The following is a 21,208-nucleotide window of genomic DNA, read 5'->3' on the forward strand; positions in this document are numbered from 1 at the left end:
CTTATCCTTGGAGGGATACTGTGCTTAATTTTGAAGACCGTTTGGCCTTTGATGAAAGAAGCCTGGATTTATTGACAATCGGCGATATGCTGATTGATATGATATCGACGGAATATGATGAGAATGTGGATTGCGATACTTACAGCCGTTTTTTTGGTGGATCGCCAGCCAATATTGCAATGAATACGAAGAAGCTGGGCATCCGCTCGCTGGTCGCTTCAGCCGTGGGCGATGATGGTCTGGGAACGTTCCTCATCAAGCATCTGCACCGTGCCGGTATGGATACGCGTTGTATACAGAAGGTAGATTACTCTACTAGCATGGTTGTGGTGACCAAGAGTCAGTCAACACCCGTGCCCATCTTCTATCGAGGCGCTGATTATCATCTGGCCTATACTGAAGAGCTGAGAGAGGCCCTTCAAGCAGCCAAGATCGTTCATTTCTCCTGCTGGCCGCTTTCGATGATGCCCGTGCGGCGCACAACCGAACGCGTTCTGCATGAGGCGCGCCAAGCCGGTACGTTGATCGGCTTTGATCCGAATTATCATCCGATGATCTGGCAGAAGGGCGAGGATGGCGTAGCCTACGTGAAATCAATTATTAGCCAAGTGGACATTGTGAAGCCTTCTGAGGATGATGCGGAGCGCCTGTTTGGCAAGGACACGCATGAGAATCAGCTTCAGAAATTCCTCGACCTTGGGGCGAAAATGGTGATTATGACCTTGGGCAAGGAGGGGGCGATAGCCTCTAACGGCCAGGAAACGGTTCGTTTTGATACGTTGGCAGAAGAAGTGGTAGACACGACGGGAGCAGGCGATGCCTTCTGGTCTGGTTTTTACGCGGGAATCATTGAGGGGGCCAGTCTGCGGGAAGCGATGAACCTGGGATTTGCAGTTAGTGCGTATAAGCTGAGATATACCGGAGCCGTCGTTGAACTGCCTGAGCTGGAGGACATTCGTACGATGTACGGTTTGCAGGAGGTAAGAGCATGAGCGTGAAGAATCAGGTACAACTTATTACGTATCCCGATTCGTTGGGGGGTAATCTACGGAAGCTGCATGAGGTACTAGAACAGCATTTGCCAGAGGTATTCAAGGGCGGAATTCATATCTTGCCGCCGTTTCCTTCCTCTGGGGACAGAGGCTTTGCACCATTAACCTACCTGGAGATCGAACCAGAATTCGGCAGCTGGGAGGATATCCGTGCCATAGGCGAACACTACGATGTGCTGGTAGATTTGATGGTCAATCATATCTCTGCACAGTCCGAGTATTTCCAGGATTTCCTTAAGCATGGGCGAGATTCGCACTACGCAGATCTGTTCATCACCCTGGATAAGATATGGGAGAACGGAGAGCCTGTAGCAGAGGATATCGATCGGATTTTTCTGCGCAGACCCGTGCCTTATTCTGCTTATGCGACTTCGGCACAAGGCTTGGAAGAAAGGGTATGGACAACCTTTGGCAAGACCGACCCTTCGGAACAGGTGGATCTGGATCTCAAGTCGGAGCTGACCAAAGAACTGTTGACGCGCTTTTTCGAGAATTTCAAGAACAATAACATTAAAATCGTCCGTCTGGATGCTGTTGGCTACGTGATTAAGAAGCTCGGAACCAGCTGCTTTTTCGTCGAGCCGGAAATCTGGACCTTTATGGACTGGATCGCTGAGCTGGCGGAGCGTCTGGATATGGAGCTGTTGCCTGAGGTTCATGCTCATCATTCTATCCAGTACAAGCTGGCGGAGCGGGGCTATTGGATCTATGATTTCATCCTGCCTTACCGCATTCTGGAAACCTTGCTGGGGGGTCGCTCGTCGCAGTTGCTGGACTATTTGAGGGAACGTCCGTCGAAGCAGTTCACGATGCTTGACTGTCACGACGGCGTACCTGTCAAGCCGGATATGGACGGACTCATTGATACTCAGGAAGCACGCAAGTTGGTCGATACTTGCCTGGAGCGCGGAGCCAATCTGAGCCTGATCGTCTCCGACGAGCATAAGGCGGAGGACGGCTTCGATGTTCACCAGATCCGGGGCTCCTACTATTCGTTGCTGGGCTGTGATGACAATGCTTATTTGGCTGCCCGCGCCATCCAATTCTTTACGCCAGGCATTCCTCAGGTCTACTACGTAGGGCTCCTTGCAGGCAAGCATGATAATGAGCGCGTCCAGCAGACCGGCGAAGGCCGTGAAATCAACCGCCACAACTACAGTATGGGTGAGATCGAGTCGGCACTTGGACAGCAGTCCGTGCAACGGCTGATCCGATTAATTCGTTTCCGCAATGACTATGCGGCCTTCCAAGGGGCTTTTTCAGTGGAGTCTGCGGAGGATCATGAAATTCGTTTGAGCTGGAGCGCACCAGAAGCTCAGTGTGAGCTTTACATTAACCTATCCACCATGGTTCCTGTCATTACTTATATAGATGAATCGGGGGCCAAGGTCACGTATCACGTATAATTTTGCTGCCTTTAGGCGAAGAACGGCTTGCTCATGTTGAGCAAGCCGTTTTTGTCTTAGCTTTGGCCGTGTTATTCCGAATCATAGGAGTCTTCACCACCCGGAATATAGACGGTGATACGTACGCCGTGGGGTAGCACATTCTCGACCTTCATTGTGGCCTCATCGCCCTTGAACAGCTTCAGCCTCTCCAGCACATTGGCCAACCCGATCGAGGAAGAGCCTTCAGCGCCGGGGCTCTGGGCGGGCGTCAGCCGCTCTGGAATGGAGGCATCCCTGGAGCGGCGAACCCCGTCACTATCCTGGTCTACCGAGGATTCAAGCCCGGCCAGCGGCAACGCGGCATCGGCTGCGGGCTGCCAGGTATCGGCGGCAATCTTGGCCAGCTCCTCCTGCAGCGCGGCAAGGCGCTCCTCAGGTATAGAGAGGCCGTTATTCTCTATCGTGACGAGAGCTCCGCCAGATGCACCTTGTCTTGCGGTAATGGTTATCCGTCCGTTGGTCTCCAAGGCCTTGTAACCATGCTTGAAGTAATTCTCCAGAATGGGCTGGAGGATCATTTTTGGCATAGTCACATTTCCTACCCTTTCATCCCCATCATAACTGAAATGAAAGCGGTTTTCAAACCGTTCCATCTGCAGATCGATATACGCCTGAATATGGTCCAACTCCTCGCGCAGCGTGACAATCCGGTCCTCGTTATGCATGCTGTAACGCATCATCTTGGCAAGCGAAGCCAGCAGCGCATAGACCTGCGGCACCTTGAGTTCCAAGGCCAGTGTCCCGATTATTTGCAAGGTATTATTCAAGAAATGCGGATTAATCTGGGCTTGCATCGCACGCAGCTGGTTGGTCTTGCCGGCTAGCTCCAGCTTGTATTCACGAAGGATGAGATTATTAATCGTGTCCATCATGCCGCGGAAGCGAACGGTCAGGGATCCAATTTCATCGTTGCTGCTCGGCTGGATATCCACATCGAGCTTACCGGCCTGGATCTGGTTCATGTAGCGGGCTAGCCGCTTGATGGGTGCCGTAATTCGAATTGAAATAATGACGGTGGCTGCGGCAATAATAATCAGGGATACGGCGAGCAGCAGCAGATTAAGACCAGCGGCCCGGCTCGCTTCCCTCGTAATGTAGGATAGTGGAATCTGCTTGACGAGCGTCCAGGTGGTGGTGCGATCCTGAATCGTTTCATAGACGTAGACGCTGCCGTCATGCTCGAAATGACCACTTGGCTGATCAAGGGAGTCCAGTCGTTTGCTATACCACGATGCCTCCAGTGTTTCACCCAACCGATCCGTGTCGTCGGTGTAGATCAATTGGCCATCCTCGTTGATCAGATAGATCTTCTCCCTGCCCTGAACATACAATTGGTCTGCGATATCCGAGAGTGCGGACATGTCCACATCAATAGCCAGATAGCCGATGCCCTCACTGGAAGGTACATTCTCAATCCGCCGGTGCAGGGTGAAGACGGGACGGGCGGGATAGCGGATCACCGAGTTGGTGAACCCGTACAACGTGCTCATATGACTGGCCTCTATGCCAACGCTGGGGCCGGTCCGCAGGACACTCTCATAGGGCTCGGTCTCGTATTGGCGCTGCGGCGTGTCCAGCATAACGAGGGTAGCCTTGCGGCTAACATTCTCGTAGAGGTAGATCTGGAATACATCCGGAAGGGATGAAGCGATCGAATAAAGGACGTTGTACACCCGGGCGCTGCTCTGTGAATCTTCATAGCCCCCTTGCAGCAGATGAAGGACAGAATAGATGTTGGACGAGCTGCGGTTCAGATCATCGAGCAGATTCGTCAGGTTCCGTCCACCCTGGTAGAGCAGGTTGGCATTTTCGGTTGCAACCCTGGTTTTCAAGGATTGTGTCGTATAGCTATACGTGATAAACATCGTTGCTACGATAGGGATCACGGTGGCTAGCAGCAGGAATATGATCAGTTTGGAGCGTATGCTCTTCCATTTCACATGTCATCCCCCCCGATCAATATATTGCACCTTATAGTTCACATAAGTCGGTGTTTATTGTACCTCATTCAAGTCATACTAACCATACAAACAGTTTTAGAGGTTGTTAAAAGGGTGCTGAAAACCGAACTTTTTGAACCCGTATTTATACAGAAAGAAAGGGGGCTGTGCCGTGCGCAACAGGAACTTCGCAAAAGAGCTCGGTCTGCAGTCATTTTTTGTTGGACCCGTGCTCATCTTTTTCACCTTGATTATGGTGGTTCCCTTTTTCCTGGGGATGTATTATTCCTTAACCGACTGGAACGGGGTGGCTCGGTCCGTAAACTGGGTTGGCCTGCAAAATTTCAAAACCATTTTCACCAATGATCCTGACTTTTGGAAATCGTTCTCGTTTACCGTACGCTTTACGGTGCTGGGTGTCATCTTGACCAACGTCGTCGGCTTCGCGCTGGCTTATCTCTTGACCCGGGCGCTCAAGCTGCGTAATCTGATGCGTACGATCTTTTTCATGCCCAACGTCATTGGTGGTTTGCTGCTGGGTTTTATCTTCCAGTTCATTTTCATCAAAGGCTTCGATACGATGTACGACATTACGGGCTGGTCGTTCTTCGGCCTGCCATGGCTCGGTGACGCAACGACGGGCTTCTGGGGCATTACGATGGTCTTCATCTGGCATCAGGCCGGTTATCTGATGGTCATCTACATCGCCTCTCTTACCAATGTGCCAACTGAAATTCTGGAAGCCGCCGAAATTGATGGCGCGAGCCGCTGGCAGTTGCTGCGCAGCATCATCATTCCGCTGATTATGCCAGCTGTAACGATCTGTCTGTTCCTGGCAATCTCGTGGGCGTTCAAGATTTTTGACTTGAATCTCTCGCTGACCCGGGGCGGTCCGTTCAAATCGACAGAGTCTGTCGCCATGAACATCTATAACGAAGCATTCCAAAATAACCGATACGGACTGGGTACGGCCAAAGCGATGCTGTTCTTTGTCATCGTGGCCTTCATTACGATCATTCAGGTTCGTCTGACGAAGAAGAGGGAGGTCGAAGCCTGATGAATTCAAAAGCCTATACGGGTCGCACGCTGATTACGGAAATCATCATGGTGCTTGTGGCCTTGCTATTCCTCTCGCCGTTCTACTTCCTCTTCGTGAACTCGGTGAAGACGTTCGGCGAAATTATGACGAATTCGGCTACTTGGCCAGCGGTTTTCCAATGGGAGAACTTCAGCAGAGCCTGGTCCTTGACTAACTTTCCGTTAGTCTTTACCAACTCTCTGATTGTTACAGTTGTCAGTGTCATTCTGGTCGCGATCATCAGTGCGATGGGCGCCTACCGGATGGTACGTCACAATACACGCTTTAACCGGATCTTCTTCCTGATTCTGATTGCTTCGATGGTCGTTCCGTTCCAGTCCATCATGATGCCGCTGCTTCGTGTGGTAAATGAGCTGGGACTGACCAATACCCGTACCGGTCTGGTCATGACCTATCTCGGACTGGGCGGACCGATGGCACTCTTCCTCTTCCACGGCTTCGTGAAGTCGATTCCGCTGGAGATTGAAGAGGCGGCTACGGTGGATGGATGCAACCGGATCAGCGTATTCTTCCGGATCGTACTGCCCATGCTCAAGCCGATGCTGATGACGATTATCGTCCTGAATTGTCTCTGGGTCTGGAATGACTATCTGTTGCCATCCCTGATTCTGCAAAGTCCGAATCTGCGGACGATCCCGCTGGCGACGTTCTCCTTCTTCGGAGAATACTCCAAGCAATGGGATCTGGCGCTGCCGATGCTCGTCATGGGTATCGCACCGATTATTATCTTCTTCTTGTTCCTGCAACGCTATATTGTCGAAGGAATCGCGGCAGGCTCGGTCAAAGGTTAATGCCTTTGACCTGGCCCTATCGCTTCCCAATAGAAACAACTACAATTATTAAGTAGGGGGAAACACACATGAACAAAAAGCATACGGTTGTGGCTTCATCGGTACTGGCTATGTCTCTCGTTCTCGGTGCTTGCGGCGGTGGCGGCAACAACGCAACTGACGGCAACACAGGCGGCGCAAATGGCGGTAACGCTGGCGGAGAACAGAAAACGGTTACGCTGTTCCAATTCAAGACGGAAATCGTGGAAGGGCTTAACGAGCTGAAGGTTGAGTTCGAAAAAGAATACCCGAATATCAAGCTGGACGTGCAAACGGTAGGCGGCGGTGCCGACTACGACGCAGCACTGAAAACCAAATTTGCCTCCGGCGACGCGCCTGATATTTTCTCCAATAACGGCTATGCCAAGCTGGATCTGTGGGAAGAGCGCCTGGAAGATCTGTCCGACCAGCCTTGGGTAGGCGATCTGGTACCATTGGCTGCAGAAGCCATTACGAAGGACGACAAAGTCTACGGCCTGCCGCTTAACCTTGAAGGTTTTGGCTATATCTATAACAAAGACATCTTCGAGCAAGTAGGCATTGAATCGCCGCCTATGACGTACTCCGAGCTGGAAGCGGCTGCGAAGAAGATTCAAGAAGCAGGCATTACACCTTTTGCTAACGCGTATCAAGAATGGTGGCTGCTGGGTAGCCAAGGGATCAGCAATGCCTTCGCGAACCAAGATGATACGGATGCGTTCATCGCGGGCCTCAATGACGGCAGCGAAACCATCGCAGGCAACGAGCACTTTGCCAACTGGGCGAAGCTGATGGAGCTGACACTGGAGTACGGTAACCGTAACCCATTGACGACTGACTACAACACAGCCGTATCCATGTTTGCTAACGGTGAAGTAGCCATGACACAGAACGGTAACTGGGCACAATCGATGATCGACGGCATTACACCAGACATGAACATTGGCTTCCTGCCAATGGCACTGAGCGACGATGCAGAGCGTTCCGGTAAAGTTACGATTGGCGTACCAGTAAACCTGGTTGTCAATAACGAGTCCGATGCCAAAGAAGAAGCGAAAATCTTCCTCAACTGGCTCGTTACTTCTGAAGTAGGTCAAGAGTACATCGTGAAGAAGTTCATGTTCATTCCGCCACTCACAACGATTGAGTCGACACCGGAAGACATGGGTGCTCTGGCAACCTCGCTGCAAGAGTACATCGACCGTGGCGATATCTTCGCTCACAATGCTGGTAAGTACCCAGACGGTGTAGCACAAGAGTTCGGCAGCGCTATTCAGGAATTCCTGGCAGGGCGTGTTGACGTCCAGGCTTGGTCCGAAAACATGCAAGCGGCTTGGGACAAATTGAAGTAATACCAAGACGTACTTTATATCACCTAGTGTTACTTTTGGGTGGCATGTGGACTTTTTGTCGATATGCTACACTCAAGCTTAGAACATTCCCTTTTTAAAAACTGCTCCTGTGCCCGGCCGCTTCGGTCAGTGTGCAGGGGCAGTTTTGGTATACTTATTGCTATCAGCTTACCAGGAGGAGGAGCAAGGGCATGAACTACAAGCAAGCGGAGCAGGTTCAGATCGGTGTCGTCTATTACCCGGAGCAATGGGACCGGTCGATGTGGGAGGACGACATCCGGCGGATGAGCGAGACGGGTGTCAAAGTGGTGCGAATGGCGGAATTTGCGTGGAGCCGGATGGAGCCGACGCCGGGTGTCTACGAGTGGGCGTGGCTGGACGAAGCGGTTGAGTTGTGCGGACGTTACGGCCTGCAGGTGGTCCTATGTACGCCGACCGCAACACCGCCCCGTTGGCTGACTGAGCAGCATCCCGACATTTTGCCGATCCGGCCAGATGGCAGCACCTATCACGCAGGTGTGCGTGGTCACCGCTGCTACAGCAGTGCTTCCATTCGCAGTCATGGGCAGCGAATCACTGAAGCGTTGGCGCGGCGTTATGCCGGGCACCCTGCGGTCATCGGCTGGCAGACGGATAATGAATTCGGCATGAATGATTGTCATTGTGATGCCTGCAGCGAGGCATTCCGTCAGTGGACACGGGCGAACTATGGCTCACTTGAGGCGGTTAATCGCGAGTGGGGGACCGTGGTCTGGAGCGGTGAATATAATGAATGGGAGCAGATCGCAGCCCCCTATGGCGGTTCCCGGTTCCAAAATCCTTCGTACCTGCTCGATTTTGCCCGCTTTCAGTGGGACAGTATCGTAGTCTTTCAGCGGGAGCAGGTCGAGATTCTGCGGCGCGAATGCCCGGACCATTTCATCACGCATAACTTTCACACGTATCCGCAGCGTATGGACCAATACCGGGTAGCCGAGGATCTGGATCTGGCCTCCTTCGATTATTATCCCAACACAGCACCGGACAAGCAGTCCACGGGTCCCTACAGCGGTGCGTTGTCGCTGGATCTAACCCGGGGCATTAAACGCCGTAACTTCTGGATTATGGAGCAACTGAGCGGCCCCCCGGGAGCTTGGTTTGCTACGTGGCGGGCGCCTTATCCAGGCTTCATCCGGGCGTTTGTCTGGCAAGCGATTGCCAAGGGCGCTGATACGGTAGTCCACTTCCGCTGGCGTTCAGCAGCCATCGGGGCGGAGCAATTCTGGCATGGCCTGATTGATCCGAGCAACGTGCCGGGTCGACGCTTCGCGGAATTTGAGCGGCTGTGCGCAGAGGTGAATCGCCTGTCGGATCACTTGCAGGGTACCGAACCGAAGCATGAGGTGGCGCTCCTGTTCTCGCATGAGCAATTGGAGGCGCTGCGTATCCAGCACCAGGCGGAGGGCATGAGCTATTACGAGAACATCAAGGATTATCACCGAGCGCTTACCAAGCTAGGGATCGGCTGCGACGTCATTGAATGGACGCAGCCGCTGGATGGGTACCGGGTCGTCATCGCTCCGGGTTTCTTCCTTATGAATGAACAAGTGGCGGCAACACTGGAGCGGTTCGCAGCCGGTGGGGGCACGGTGCTGGTGACAATGCGGGCCGGCGTCAAGGAGATGAACAACCAGCATGTCCAGATGCTGCTGCCAGGCAGATTGGCAGAGCTGACGGGCATCCGGGTGGAGGAGTACGATGCGATTGGACATGATGCGCATACAATTAGGGATGCAGAAGGCCGTTCGTACAGCTGCTTACAATGGTGCGATATTCTTCGTCTGGAGGGGGCAGAGGCGATTGCTTGTTACGAGGGCGACTTCTACGACGGTACACCTGCGGTGACGGTGAATGCCTACGGCGAGGGCCGAGCCTATTATGTGGCGACCCATCCGGACGAAGCGTATCTCAGGGATCTGCTGCTGCGGGTAGCAGGTGAGCAGGAGGTGAGGGTGTACCCCGACTTGCCTGAGGGCGTGCAATTGGCGGAGCGAACGGGGGACAACGGAACGTACCTCTTCGTCATGAACCTCTGCCGCGAGCCGCGGGAGGTCCACCTGAATGGCGCATATGCGAGCGTGCTGGATGGGGAGCCGCACGAGGCTGTCGTGCCGCTGGAGCCTTACGGGGTAGAGATTTTGAAGCATGCGTCGGATGAAGCGGGTAGCGCTGTTGCCCAATAAACGCTGAAGATGACGGGCCGGAAGCCACATGGCTTCCGGCCTGTGGTCTGTCTGCTTGAACTGTTGCGGCCTTCCACCCAGTCTGCTGTGCCCCAGTCCGTACTGCTGTTTGCACCTCCACTAGCTTGCTGTTAACACCGAACTGTGGCGGCCCTCTACCAGCACCACTTCGGCTATCCGCCAACATTCCCGTGCCCCGTCCGAACTACTGTGATTTTCCACTAACCTACTGTTACTCGCCTGCACAAATGCGGTTCTCCACTAGCTTGCTGTTCACCACGGACTGCCGCGACCCACTAAAGTCCCCACCAACATTCCCATGCCCCGCCTTACCGCTAACGGCCATATGTACGCTTATTTGTGCCGAAAAGGGGGCTAATAATTTCTAACGGCCATATATGCGCCTATTGTGATCAAACAGACCGCCAGAGCCTCGAAAACCCTCCAATAACTGCGCTGGTGGCCGTTAGAATCCAAAGTGACTCGATTTGGGCAAAATAGCGGCTGTGGTGGCCGTTAGAGTTGAGGAGGTGGTTGTCCAGCCGCCGACCTCCTGCTAGGCATCGCCCAGTCAGCGCGTCCTCGCTGCACTCCCGGCTAACCGCCATATATACCCTTATTTGCCCTGAAAAGGGGGCTAATAATTTCTAACGGCCATATATGCGCCTATTGTGGCAAAACAGACCGCCGGAGCCTCAAAAACCCTCCAATAACTGCGCTGGTGGCCGTTAGAGTTCAAAGTGACTCGATTTGGGCAAAATAGCGGCTGTGGTGGCCGTTAGAGCTGAGGAGGTGGTTGTCCAGGCGCCGACCTCCTGCTAGGCATCGACCAGTCAGCGCGTCCTCGCTGCACTCCCGGCTAACGGCCATATATACCCTTATTTGCCCTGAAAAGGGGGCTAATAATTTCTAACGGCCATATATGCGCCTATTGTGGCAAAACAGACCGCCAGAGCCTCGAAAACCCTCCAATAACTGCGCTGGTGGCCGTTAGAGTTCAAAGTGACTCGATTTGGGCAAAATAGCGGCTGTGGTGGCCGTTAGAGCAGAGAGTTGGACAATGAGCAGAGATGGCGGCTGCAGATGATGAAGGGGACGGTGGCTGTAGTGGGTATTATCAGTGCGGAGTAACATTAGTTAGTGGAGAAGTGCGGTTAGGCGAGATTAGATGAAATGAGGCGGTATGTGACGGATGCGGCAGAAGAGGGAGTTGGCGGCGAAGGGCATTGTGATACGTAGGGAATGCCGCCCGGTTTCACGTCGGCCCGCCATTCGGCGTCCCGGTCACCTCGCCCTTCCGCCCGCCCCGCTAGGAGGTTTTCATCGCCAGCCCTTCGCGGACCAGCTCCTGCAGCGGCGTTGGTTCGCCGATCAGATGCTCCAGATCCTTGCCTGTCCGGGAGGAGCCGCCCGAAGCGATGAAGTCGTTGATGCCAGACAGCATCCCTGCTACTTCCTTCGGTAAGCCAGCCTGCACGAGCAGCGCTTGGTTCTCTTCCGATGTAATAGGCTCATAACCAACGGGCTTGCCTGCGACAGAGGCGATGGCGTCCGCCAGCTCGCGGAAGGTCCAGGTTCGGCCGAGAACCAACTCATAGGTCTTATTCTCATGCCCTTCACCAGTCAATACCGCTGCTCCGGCACGCGCGAGATCATAGCGGCTCGGGGAATGGATGGCGCCTTCGCCGGTGTTGGCTTTGAGCGTGCCGTACTGGGCCGCTGCTTGCAGAGACTGCGGATCCAGGAATACATCCGCATACAGTGGATTTCGCAAGAACGTATACGGAATGCCAGTCGAGCGCAGAATGCCCTCCGTCAGCAGATGTGTCGCAGCCAGAGGCAGCTTGGACTCCTCGGCAAAGGCATATCCGTAATACACAATATGAGGAACGCCCGCATCTCTGGCGGCTATAGCAACGTGGGTGTGCTGCAACAGGCGCAGTGTCTCGTCGTGAGCGTCGGGGCTTGGAATGAATAACAGCTTGTCCGCGCCAGCGAAGGCGCTTTGTAAGGAAAACCGGTCATTATAGTCTCCATAACGCAGCTCCAAACCAAGCTCGGCGAGATGTGCTGCTTTTTCTGGATGGCGGACGAGTGCCACAATATGCTCAGCAGGCACTTCCTGCTTCAGCAATTGACCAATGACTCTGCTGCCCAACTGACCCGTAGCTCCTGTGATGATAATCGACATGTACCTCATCCTCTCATTAGTTCATATTCCCTCTTCATGATTAACCTTACCCTATGCCAGCCGTGGAGAACAAGTCTAAGGCAACCCGCCACACTTTTGTACCCTGAATGCCATGCGGTGGGGCGGTTTGACATTGGAATAACCGTTGGTTATATTATAACCAATGGTTACAAAATAAGCGGCGGGAGCTATACATAATGAATCGACAAGAGCAACGATCGGAAGAAACAAAACAGTTCATATTGAAGGCAGCCAGGGGACTGTTTGCCTCCATGGGGTACGAATCGGTGACGATTCGGCAGATTGCCAAAGCGGCGGGTTGCTCGCATACGACCATTTACATCTATTTCAAGGATAAGGAAGCGCTGTTGCAGGCACTGACGATTCCTGGACTTCTGGAGCTGCAGGCTTCCCTAGAGTCGATTTTGAACGATACCTCACTTACTGGTCTGCAAGCGGTCAAGCGCATGAGTTCGGAGTTAATCCGATTCTGCCTCATGCATCGGACGATGTATACGGTGTTTTTTATGGTTAAGGCTGACCGGGTGGATGAGCGAGAGCCTGCGATGGACATGAACAAGCTCCGCAATCAGCTGTTTGCGTTATTGTCTGAGGGGCTGGGACGGTGTTTTGATGAACAGCTGCCCGAATCACGGCTCCTCGCATACAGCAGAATCTACTATTATATGCTTCAAGGGATTGTCAGCACTTACGCGTATTCCGAGGAGTCTACAGAGTCGCTGATGGGGCGGTTGGGAGAAACCTTCGATGAAGCAACGGATGTGGTATTGTCAGGATTGCTGCAGCGGCACCTTGAGGAGGGGCAGATATGAAAATCGAACAGATCTCCCCGCATATCTGGCGTCTGCGAAGCTGGGTGTTTATCCCGATCACAGTATGGCTTGTCGAGGAGAAGCAGGGACTCGTGCTGGTCGATACGGGAATGGATGCGATGGGCAAGGATATCCTGAAACATATACTGGCGCTGAAAAAGGGCCCGCTCAAGCGTATTCTGCTCACGCACGGACACTCGGACCATGCGGGCGGGCTGCGCCGAATTCTTACCGATACTTCGGTGCCCGTGTATGCCCACAAGCGGGAGCTGCGGTACCTGGAGGGAATCCAGCCCTACCCCCGCCGGAGCAAGGCGCAGCAGATGATTGCTCCCGGTATTGTGCAGACCCTGCCAATGGGCGGAATCGGCGAAGAAGGCTCGCTCGGCAGTCTGGCCATGTATTGGACACCGGGCCATTCGCCGGGCCATGTCGTGTACTACCACGAGGAAGACAAGGTCCTCCTGGCAGGAGATCTGTTCACGAGCCGCAGCGGCAAACTGCGGCGACCCATGCCGATGTTCACCGCGGATATGGAGGAAGCGATAGACAGCAGCAGAGTCGTTCAGCGGCTGCAGCCGGATCGGATGGAGATCTGCCACGGAGATGCTGTCCTGCATCCAGCGGAACAGATGGAGCGTTATCTGGCCCGGTATGCTGGGGCTGAGGAATGAGCCGGTGGAGAGGAGGAGCAGGCTGACATGCGGATAGAGGATATCCCTCGGGAGAAAATTGTCTATGACAAGCAGTATCCGATTTATATCGGCGATACCGCTGGCGTCTCCACCCCTTATCAGAAGCTGCACTGGCACGATGCGCTGGAGATTAACCGGATCAAGTCCGGCAAGGGGTACTACAATATCAACGGACGAATCTATGAGTTTCAAGAAGGCGATGTGCTGCTGATTAACTCTAACGACTTGCACTGTGCCTACGAGACGGAACCGCTGCTCATGCAGGTCATTACCTTTGATCTGTCCTGGTTGCTGGGTATCATGCGCTTCGATCCGCAAATTGTGGCTCCGTTCAAGGAAATGGGTATGCACTATACGAACCTGCTGGATCGCAATCATCCAGGAATGACGGAGCTGCGCCGGCTGCTTACCCGGATGCAGGAGGAGCATAATGGTCAGACGGACTGCTACCGGGTCATGGTATTGGCGTACCTGGTCGAATTCCTGGCGTATGTGAACCGGCATTTTCGGGTGCCTTGCGTCGAAGAGGCGCGTGCCTCCCTCGGCTCTGCCCAACTGGTCAAGATTCGCAAGGTCATTACGGCCATGGAGGAGGACGCTGCCTACCCTTGGTCGCTGGAAGAGCTAGCGGCGCTGGCGTTTCTGAGTCCATCTCGGTTTAGTGATATTTTCCGCCAGGCGGTGGACATGCCGCCCTTGGCTTACCTTATTGTCCTGCGGATTGAGCGTTCGCAGCAGCTGCTCGATACCACATCGATGAAAATCTCAGAGATCGCGCTGGATTGCGGTTTCCCAAGTCTCTCTAACTTTAACCGTCTGTTCAAAAAACACCTCGGCGTCACTCCGATGCTCTACCGCTCTCGTGCAAGTCGCTCATAACCATGGTTGTCTGAATTCGGATCAAGAATAGTCTGATATAAAAACGGCAAAGAGGACGTTTGTAAGGGGTGGAACCCGCACAAACGTCCTTTTTGTCGTTATTTTAGATGTGTTAGATTCATGTAATATAACTACAAGTTTCATGGCGGACATTTGAGTTTTGCGTCATGAAAATTATCTCTAATATATGAAAACAGTAAGATTCAGTTAGTTTTTACTTGAAATTGCGTAGCTTAAGGAGGTTTCATAAGAGTAAAATGTAATAAAAGTTGACATATGAGATTGGCAGTTGTAAGTGAAAGAGGGAGTTGTTTAAAGGGGGAGAGTATTATGCGCATCAAAGAAAACCGTTGGCTGAGGCTGATGCGGCAATGGGATGTTCAGCTGATGGTTGTACCGGCTTTGCTGTTTATATTGGTCTTCCATTATATCCCGATGTACGGAGTGTTGATGTCGTTTCAAGACTACAGCTTGTTCCGGGGCTTCAGTGGCAGTCCGTGGGTTGGCTTCAAGCATTTCCGGATGTTCTTCGAAGCCCCGGAGTTCTGGACCATCATGCGCAATACGCTGGTTATCAGTGTGCTCAAGCTGGTCATCGGCTTTCCTGCACCCATCATGCTGGCATTGATGCTCAATGAGGTGAAGCACCGCGCCTTCAAGCGACTGATTCAGACGATTAGCTATCTGCCTCACTTTCTGTCGTGGGTCATCGTCTCAGGCTTTGTCATTTCCATGCTGTCTACGGACAATGGCAGTCTCAACATTCTGCTGCAGCAGTTGAATCTGATCGACCAGCCCATCAATTTCCTCTCCATTCCGGAGTATTTCTGGGCCATCCTCGTGGGCACCGGGCTCTGGAAAGAGATCGGCTTCTCTTCCATCGTGTACCTGGCCGCAATAGCGGGGGTCAATCCTCAGCTATATGAAGCAGCGGAGATGGACGGAGCGAGCCGCTTGAGACAGATGGTTTCGATTACGATTCCATGTATTATGCCGGTCATTATCATTTTCTCGATTCTGGCCATTGGCAATCTGCTGAATGCCGGGTTCGAGGACATCCTGCTCCTGGGCGCCAATCCGGTGCTGCGCGATGTGAGTGATGTCATCGATACGTATGTGTACCGAATCGGTATTCAGAATGCGAGATATTCCTATGCGACGGCTGCGGGATTGTTCAAAGCCGTCATCAGCGTCGGTCTGCTGGCCGCAGCCAATTACGCCGCGCGCCGTTCGGGCAACAGCTTGTGGTAGACAGGAAGGGAGACGGTGTGCAATGAGAAGGGGAGCAGGCGATCAAGTGCTGATCGCATCAATTTATACGCTGTTGGCGGTGCTGGGCTTTGCAGCGGTATATCCGTTCTGGAATGCCGCAGTTATCTCATTCAACAGCGGCCAGGATACGGCGCTTGGCGGCGTGACCTTCTGGCCAAGAGCTTTTTCGCTGGAGAACTATGCGGTTGTCTTTCGGGATGAACGTCTTATGAATGGCTTCATGATCTCCATCCTGCGGACAGCGATTGGCACGCTGCTCTCGATCATGGCGACGGCGATCTTCGCTTACGGGATGACGAAGCGGGATCTCATGGGCCGAAAATACTACATGATTATCTGTATTGTCACCATGTATTTTAGCGGTGGACTGATCCCTACATACCTGCTCATCCGTGAGCTTCAGCTGCTAGATACATTCTGGGTGATGGTCATTCCTGGGCTGATCAGCGTATGGAACATGATTATCTTCCGCACATTCTTCCAGGGTATCCCCGGCGGGTTGGAGGAATCCGCACGAATTGACGGCTGCTCCAACTGGGGCGTGCTGATGCGAATTGTCCTGCCGTTGTCGGGACCCGTGGTGGCGACCCTGTCGCTGTTCACCGCAGTGTACCACTGGAACGATTGGTTTGCGCCGAGTATCTACATTACCAATGTCGATCTGCTGCCGATTCAGACCAAGCTGCAGCAGATTCTGAATTCCAATATTATGAGCGAACAGATGTCCCAGTTGGACTCCGCCGCACAGGGGCGTTTGAACGATATGCGCTCAGTTACGAGCAAGTCGTTGTCCATGGCAACGATGATGGTGGCAACCGTCCCCATCTTGTGTGTCTATCCGTTTGTGCAGAAGTATTTCGTCAAAGGCGTGCTGATCGGGTCTCTGAAGGAATAGCGATACCGGTCTTGCGAAGAAGGGTTGGGAGCGCGCAGCGCTTGGACCATAGCATGGTAAAAAGAAGGGAGTTGGCGCAAGTGAAGACACGCAGCGTAACGGGGAAATGGTGGTTGACGGCATTGATGGTGCCAGTGATCTTGGCTGGCTGTTCCAACAACGGGGCGACGCAGCCGGAGGACGCAGGGAATGGCAATACAGGCGAGAGAGAGACTTCAGCAGTATATGAGCTGGGCCAAGAGCCGTTGTCCTTCTCCTTCTATGGTCATTATGACTGGTACACGATGCCGACTTGGGGCGGTGATCTGTCCACGAAGTGGATTCAGGAAAATATGAAGGTGGATGTCACCCCGGTCAGCTCGGGTGGCAATGCCAGCCAGAAGTTCAGCACGATGATCGTCTCAGACTCGCTGCCTGATGTGATCTGGATGGAGCGGGGGCCGGATGTGGAGAAGCTGCGGGCCGAGGGGCTGCTGGTGGCTTTTGACGACTACTTGGACAAATACCCGAACCTCAAGGAATGGGCGGGCGACTCTACACTGGATATGCTGCGCTCACCGGACGGCAAGCTGTATCAGTTCCCGAACTGGTACACGACCCAGCCGAACGGCAATGCAGGGTATCTGGTGAATAAAAAAATCTACAACGACCTCGGCCAGCCGCCGCTGGCGACTACCGATGATCTCTATGCCTACCTGAAGCTGGTAAAAGAAAATTACCCGAACGTCGTCCCGCTGGAGGTCGGTCAGAGCGGCACGGGCCTGGATATTCTCAGCACGTCCTTTGCCGAGGACCGTCCCTACATCTTCAATACGATGATGGCCGTTCCTAACGGCGACGAGTTCACCTCTATTTTCACCGATCCGGTGTATCGCGAAGCCATGCAGTACAGCAGCAAGCTGTACCGCGAGGGGCTGATTACCCAGGATGCCTTCACGCAAAAGCTGGAGCAGGTCGAGCAAAAGGTGCTCAACGGACAAATTGCAGTCTATGCTGCATCTTCACCAACCGAATTTGGGGCGATCGGCCACTCGCTTCTGTCTGCTGAGGATCCGGAGGCCGGGTACATCATGGTGTGGCCGTTCCACAAGCAAGGGCTGGACAAGGACCGGATCTATCCGGGCGACTACAAGCAATTGGGCTGGAATGTGAGTGTCATCACCAAGGCGGCCGAGGATCCGGAAGCGATTTTTGCCTTCCTTGACTGGCTGACGGGACCGGAAGGCCAACGGATTATTTTCTGGGGACCCGAAGGGATCTACTGGGAAGGGACGGATGAGGAGGGCGCGCCGCTCTTCACTGAGGCATTCACGACCGATCATAAGGGACGCGACGAGCTGATGAATGCGACAGTTAACTTCCAATGGAATGGCAATACGGTCTATATTGATAATTCCAAAATGAAATTCGAATCGACGCTGCCGCCGGAGGATCAGAGCTGGGAGACATACTGGCAGTCCGAGATTACGTGGAAGACGCAATTCAACACGACCGAGTATGTGAATCTCGATCCGGCTGGCGATTCCAATGAGGGAATTATCGCGCAGAACGTATCCGAGATCTATGACAAAGCCAGAGCCCAAGCCATCCTTAATGCCAAAAGCGATGAAGAGGTTGCCGCGATTCTGGATCGCGCCGAGCAGGATGCACAGCGTGCAAACTATGCTGAGCTGCTTGCGTACAAGACGGAGCGTTGGCAGGAGAATAAGAGCAAGCTGGATTAATCGAAGGGTGTAGGTGGAGTGTGAGGAGAGCGACATGTTCTTCTCTCGTCTACACTGTGCGAGCTGTGCGTATGCTGGCAGATTCGTGATTGTTGAAATGCCTTCTCGGCAGTGGCCGGGGAGGCATTTTTGAAGACGGGAGCGGCTGAGCGATAGTGACATAAATCGTAAGATTGAGGTAGTTTTCGCTTGGATTCGCGTAGAATCGAGTCGTTTTAAGGGTGTAGAATGAACGAAGCAAACTTAACTAGCATAGGACGTGATCAACCGGTGACAACCTATTATTTGGGGGTAGATGGCGGGGGGAGCAAGACACTCGCATATATTACCGACGAAACGGGACGAATCGTCGGCACAGGCGCCGCAGGCTGCGGCAACCATCAGCTGGGGGTTGAGCTGGCGCGCACCAATATTGACGCTGCAGTGCGGGAAGCGTTGACCGCGGCAGACCTGACACATGCGGATATTGCGTATGCCCTCTTCGGTCTGGCAGGCGCAGACCGTGAGGCGGATTACCGAATTTTGAGGCCGCTTGCGGCGTCGCTTGGCTTCGAGCGGCATGACGTGGTGTGCGATACGGATATCGGCCTGCGTGCGGGAACTCGTCAGCCCGATGGCGTCGTGCTCATCTGCGGCAGCGGGACCAACAGCTTCGGCATCAACCGGACTGGCCAAGGGTATCAATGTGGAGGCTTCGGCTACCTGTATGGCGATTTTGGTGGTGGCGGCGATCTGGCGGTAGAGGTATTCCGCGCTGTTATTCGTGCGTGGGAAGGCCGGGAGCAGCCTACGCTGCTGACCGCACCTGTGCTGCGCATCCTTGGCTATACCTCCGTTGAAGAGATGTATCATGCTTACCTCGATCATGGCAGCCGACCGCCGCGTACCCTGGCTCAGGCGCTGTTCGAGGTCGAAGCGGAGGATGCGGTGGCCCAGCAGATCCTGCGGCGGCAAGCCAGTGAGCTGGCGTTGGCGGCGGGTGCTGTCATCCGCAAGCTGAAGATGGCGGAGGATACGTTTGATGTGGTGCTCGTCGGAAGCATTCTGACCCGTGGCCGCAGTCCGGTCCTGTTCGCTCAGTTGGAGCAGGATCTGCGCTTGAGCGCACCGCAAGCAACATTGACTGTATTGCATATGGAACCAGCCGCAGGCGCACTGCTCCTGGCCATGGAGCGGACAGGTGTCGTGGTATCGACCGAAGTCTATGAACAACTGGAGCAACAACTTACGATCAAGGAGGCAGCGACATCATGACTAACGGACTAAAAATCGTCGTCATCGGCGGCGGCTCATCGTATACCCCGGAGCTTATTGAGGGCTTCATCCGCAATTATGACACCTTCCCGGTCGGGAAGCTGATCCTGGTGGATATCGAAGCAGGAAAAGAGAAGCTGGAGACGGTGGGACGTCTGGCGCAGCGGATGGTAGCTGCTGCTGGCGTGCCCATGACCGTTGAGCTAACCCTGGATCGCCGCGCGGCGCTGCCGGGTGCGGACTTCGTCACCACGCAGATGCGGGTCGGCCTACTGGAAGCGCGCGGTTGGGATGAATCCATCCCGCTCAAATACGGGATGATCGGCCAGGAGACGACAGGACCGGGCGGCATGCTAAAGGCACTCCGGACAATTCCGGTGCTGCTGGAGCTGTGCCGTGAAATGGAGGAACTATGCCCGGATGCCTGGCTGCTGAACTTCACCAATCCGGCAGGCATGGTTACCGAAGCGATTCAAAAGTATTCCAAAATCCGTTCGGTCGGCCTGTGCAACTCACCGATCGCGGCTTACAAATGGCTTTCAAAATTATATGATGTGCCAGAATCGCAAATTCACTGCGAGTTTGTGGGCCTCAATCATCTGCACTGGATCACGGATATCCAGGTGAATGGCGAATCCAAGCTGCCGGAGCTGCTGGACAACCGTAGCGGCTATTCGGCGGCCAATGTGCCACAATTCGCTTGGAATGGCACCCTGTTGCAAGGGCTGGGCGCCATCCCGTCGTACTATCTTAAGTACTTCTACCTGCATCGCGAAACGCTGGCCGAGCAGGAAGCCGCCTTGGCGAAGGGCGAGTCTCGGGCCCAGACGGTGCAGCGGCTCGAGGATGAGCTGTTTGAGCTCTACAAGGACCCCGAGCTGAAGGAGAAGCCCAAGCAATTGGAGCAGCGGGGCGGTGCGTTCTACTCCGAGGCAGCGGTCCGGCTCATGCATTCTCTCTACAACGACACTGGCGACATCCAGACGCTCAATGTCTCCAATAACGGCATGCTCGACTTCTTGCCGGACGACGCGAGCATCGAGGTCAACTGCAAAGTGACGGCCGAGGGCCCGATCCCGCAGCGGCCCGAGGTCGTGCCAGATGCGGTGAAGGGGCTGATCCGCCAGGTGAAGACCTACGAATCCCTGGCGATTGAAGCCGCCGTCACGGGTGACCGCCAGAAGGCGCTGCTGGCGCTGGCGCATCACCCGCTTGTCAACTCCGTCGGCGCCGCCGAGCAGATGCTCGACGAGATGCTGGAGCGCAGCAAAGCCTTCCTGCCGCAGTTTTTCGCTGCTGCGGAATAGTAGAAGTGAGGCCTCCCTGGGCTTGTTTGTGGCCGGGGAGGCTTTTTCGCGTTAGTAGGTCAGCCAGATTGTTCGGGGTGAGCTACTGATGAAGGCTAGAGAATCGCCAGACGTCGTACCCTTTTTGCGTGCTGTTGGGGGGCATTGTGCTCGCATGCGCCCGTGCCCAAGCAATTGGTGCCCGTGTCTACGCCGAGCACCGACACCAAACCACCAACCCCCTCCGTTACGCACTC

Annotated in this window: 16 protein-coding genes; 14 read left to right on the forward strand and 2 right to left on the reverse strand. The window is 54.1% G+C overall.

Annotated elements, in window-relative coordinates; genetic code table 11:
• Positions 1-20: 20 nt before the first annotated feature.
• Positions 21-992, forward strand: a complete 972-nt coding sequence (locus F556_RS0118115; protein WP_020618402.1) for a carbohydrate kinase family protein — start codon at positions 21-23, stop codon at positions 990-992.
• Positions 989-2,458, forward strand: a complete 1,470-nt coding sequence (gene gtfA / locus F556_RS0118120) for a sucrose phosphorylase (protein ID WP_020618403.1) — start codon at positions 989-991, stop codon at positions 2,456-2,458. The genes F556_RS0118115 and gtfA overlap by 4 nt, the downstream gene beginning before the upstream one ends.
• A 71-nt stretch (positions 2,459-2,529) precedes the next feature.
• On the opposite strand, the gene F556_RS0118125 is transcribed toward gtfA, so the two are convergent.
• Complete coding sequence (locus tag F556_RS0118125; RefSeq protein ID WP_020618404.1) at positions 2,530-4,440, reverse strand: sensor histidine kinase; 1,911 nt, start codon at positions 4,438-4,440, stop codon at positions 2,530-2,532.
• Positions 4,441-4,693: 253 nt separating this feature from the next.
• Between F556_RS0118125 and F556_RS0118130 the strand changes: the two genes are divergently transcribed.
• From F556_RS0118130 to F556_RS0118145, 4 genes are all read left to right on the forward strand, one after another.
• Positions 4,694-5,497 (forward strand): carbohydrate ABC transporter permease, encoded by an 804-nt coding sequence (locus tag F556_RS0118130; protein ID WP_425414009.1) that lies wholly within the window; start codon positions 4,694-4,696, stop codon positions 5,495-5,497.
• Entirely contained in the window at positions 5,497-6,330 is an 834-nt protein-coding gene (locus F556_RS0118135) for a carbohydrate ABC transporter permease (protein ID WP_020618406.1), read from the forward strand. Before F556_RS0118130 ends, F556_RS0118135 begins: the two co-directional genes overlap by 1 nt.
• A 68-nt stretch (positions 6,331-6,398) precedes the next feature.
• Positions 6,399-7,700, forward strand: coding sequence for an ABC transporter substrate-binding protein (locus F556_RS0118140; RefSeq protein WP_020618407.1), 1,302 nt, complete (start codon positions 6,399-6,401; stop codon positions 7,698-7,700).
• Between the two features lie 191 nt (positions 7,701-7,891).
• Complete coding sequence (locus tag F556_RS0118145) at positions 7,892-9,922, forward strand: beta-galactosidase (RefSeq protein ID WP_020618408.1); 2,031 nt, start codon at positions 7,892-7,894, stop codon at positions 9,920-9,922.
• Positions 9,923-11,231: 1,309 nt separating this feature from the next.
• On the opposite strand, the gene F556_RS0118150 is transcribed toward F556_RS0118145, so the two are convergent.
• Positions 11,232-12,113, reverse strand: coding sequence for an SDR family oxidoreductase (locus tag F556_RS0118150; RefSeq protein ID WP_020618409.1), 882 nt, complete (start codon positions 12,111-12,113; stop codon positions 11,232-11,234).
• A 197-nt stretch (positions 12,114-12,310) separates the two neighbouring features.
• On the opposite strand from F556_RS0118150, the gene F556_RS0118155 reads away from it, so the two are divergent.
• The 8 genes from F556_RS0118155 to F556_RS0118190 all read left to right on the forward strand — a co-directional run bounded on the left by F556_RS0118155 (position 12,311) and on the right by F556_RS0118190 (position 20,972).
• Complete coding sequence (locus tag F556_RS0118155) at positions 12,311-12,946, forward strand: TetR/AcrR family transcriptional regulator (RefSeq protein ID WP_020618410.1); 636 nt, start codon at positions 12,311-12,313, stop codon at positions 12,944-12,946.
• Positions 12,943-13,620, forward strand: a complete 678-nt coding sequence (locus F556_RS0118160) for an MBL fold metallo-hydrolase (protein ID WP_020618411.1) — start codon at positions 12,943-12,945, stop codon at positions 13,618-13,620. Before F556_RS0118155 ends, F556_RS0118160 begins: the two co-directional genes overlap by 4 nt.
• Positions 13,621-13,647: 27 nt before the next feature.
• Positions 13,648-14,520 (forward strand): AraC family transcriptional regulator, encoded by an 873-nt coding sequence (locus F556_RS0118165; RefSeq protein WP_020618412.1) that lies wholly within the window; start codon positions 13,648-13,650, stop codon positions 14,518-14,520.
• Positions 14,521-14,850: 330 nt separating this feature from the next.
• A complete protein-coding gene (locus tag F556_RS0118170; protein ID WP_020618413.1) occupies positions 14,851-15,771 on the forward strand; it encodes an ABC transporter permease in 921 nt (306 codons plus the stop codon).
• 22 nt (positions 15,772-15,793) lie between these two features.
• On the forward strand, positions 15,794-16,687 hold the full coding sequence (locus tag F556_RS0118175; RefSeq protein WP_020618414.1) for a carbohydrate ABC transporter permease: 894 nt from the start codon (positions 15,794-15,796) through the stop codon (positions 16,685-16,687).
• Positions 16,688-16,812: 125 nt separating this feature from the next.
• The gene (locus tag F556_RS0118180; RefSeq protein ID WP_051108739.1) at positions 16,813-18,411 is read left to right on the forward strand and encodes an extracellular solute-binding protein; all 1,599 of its coding nucleotides are present in this window, start codon (positions 16,813-16,815) and stop codon (positions 18,409-18,411) included.
• Positions 18,412-18,681: 270 nt separating this feature from the next.
• Positions 18,682-19,665 carry an N-acetylglucosamine kinase gene (locus F556_RS0118185; RefSeq protein WP_020618416.1) on the forward strand — a complete coding sequence of 328 codons (984 nt, stop codon included), beginning with the start codon at positions 18,682-18,684 and terminating at the stop codon, positions 19,663-19,665.
• Positions 19,662-20,972 carry a 6-phospho-beta-glucosidase gene (locus tag F556_RS0118190; protein ID WP_020618417.1) on the forward strand — a complete coding sequence of 437 codons (1,311 nt, stop codon included), beginning with the start codon at positions 19,662-19,664 and terminating at the stop codon, positions 20,970-20,972. The genes F556_RS0118185 and F556_RS0118190 overlap by 4 nt, the downstream gene beginning before the upstream one ends.
• Positions 20,973-21,208: the final 236 nt, after the last annotated feature.

It is taken from the genome of Paenibacillus daejeonensis DSM 15491 (genome assembly GCF_000378385.1).
In the GTDB taxonomy this organism is placed as follows: Bacteria; Bacillota; Bacilli; order Paenibacillales; family Paenibacillaceae; genus Paenibacillus_D; species Paenibacillus_D daejeonensis.